This is a genomic window from Mesorhizobium sp. M7D.F.Ca.US.004.03.1.1, assembly GCF_003998635.1.
GTDB classification, from domain to species: domain Bacteria; phylum Pseudomonadota; class Alphaproteobacteria; order Rhizobiales; family Rhizobiaceae; genus Mesorhizobium; species Mesorhizobium loti.
Window position 1 is genome coordinate 1 of record NZ_RZQG01001376.1, and the last position, 1,114, is coordinate 1,114.

Genomic DNA, 1,114 nt, shown 5'->3' on the forward strand with positions numbered 1-1,114 from the left:
ATATGCTGGAGGAGCGCCGAGGCGAAAGGCGAATGTTCGCCCGACCCGTCATAGGCGAGTTGATTGGGACTAGCGGCGAAAGCGACGAGCGTGCCGGCGCCACCGTTCTTTATCGGGATCTCTGCAAGGCCGCTGCTAGCGCCGTTGACGCCCGCAGTCTTGGCCAGCACCTCGGCGAGGGGATTGTCACGGCAAGCGTCGAGAAACACCAGCCTGATGCTGGTCTCCCGCGACATCTGGCGCAGAACGAAATCAACCGACACGGCCTCGACGTCGAGGGAGGTTTCGTCCTCCAGCGCGGCATCGACCGGAATCAGGTAGTTCTTACCCGAAACCTGCAAGCCGTGGCCGGCGTAGAAGAACAGCGCGATGTCGGCACCGCGCACCTGTTTTGCGAACCGCGCGATCGTCGCCTGCGTCTGCGGCTTGGTCAGATCGAAGCCTGAAACCACCTCGAAGTCGAGCTTCGTCAAGCGCTCGGCGATGGCCTGGGCGTCGCGCACCGGATTGGCGAGCGGCGCCGCGTGCTGGTACTGGGAGTTGCCGAGGACAAGTGCTACGCGGCGCTCGGCACTGGCGGCCGTCAACGTCAAAAGCAAGGCGAGCGCCACAAACCCAGCGACGCGAAAGAGGCCACCGCAACGGGCAATCAGATCGCACCTCACCGGAACCTCAGAGCTTGGTGGCGGAAAACTCGATCCGTCGATTGAGCGCCTTGTTCTTGGGCGTATCGTTGGCGGCAACCGGCCGCTCCTCGCCGTAGCCGGTCGCTGTGATCTGCGTGCGAGGAATGCCCGCGGCAACAATGGCGTCGGCAACCGCCTGGGCCCGCCGCTCCGACAGCTGCTTATTCGCCTCCGGCGATCCATCGGAATCGGTATAGCCGGAGACCTCGACCTTCAGACTTGGGCATTTGCCGACGACACCTTCGACCTCCGTCAGCAACGGACGGCTCTTCGCATCGAGCCGCGCGCTGGCCGGCCGGAAGTAGATGGCGCCGGTGCGTGACAGCACGGCAAACCTGTTCAGGCATTCCTCATCGCTGAAGTTCGCCTTGGCGGCGTCGGTGGCAACGGGGCCTACATCGGCCGGACTCGCCGCGGCGGTCTGGGTG

At 64.5% G+C, this 1,114-nt stretch carries 2 protein-coding genes; both read right to left on the bottom strand.

Features of this window, described 5'->3' with window-relative positions; genetic code table 11:
- Positions 1-599, bottom strand: a 599-nt coding sequence (locus tag EN935_RS37205) for a caspase domain-containing protein (RefSeq protein ID WP_245489157.1), incomplete at its 3' end; no start/stop codon positions are given.
- Positions 600-672: 73 nt separating this feature from the next.
- Positions 673-1,114, bottom strand: a 442-nt coding sequence (locus tag EN935_RS37210; protein WP_164771749.1) for an OmpA family protein, incomplete at its 5' end; no start/stop codon positions are given.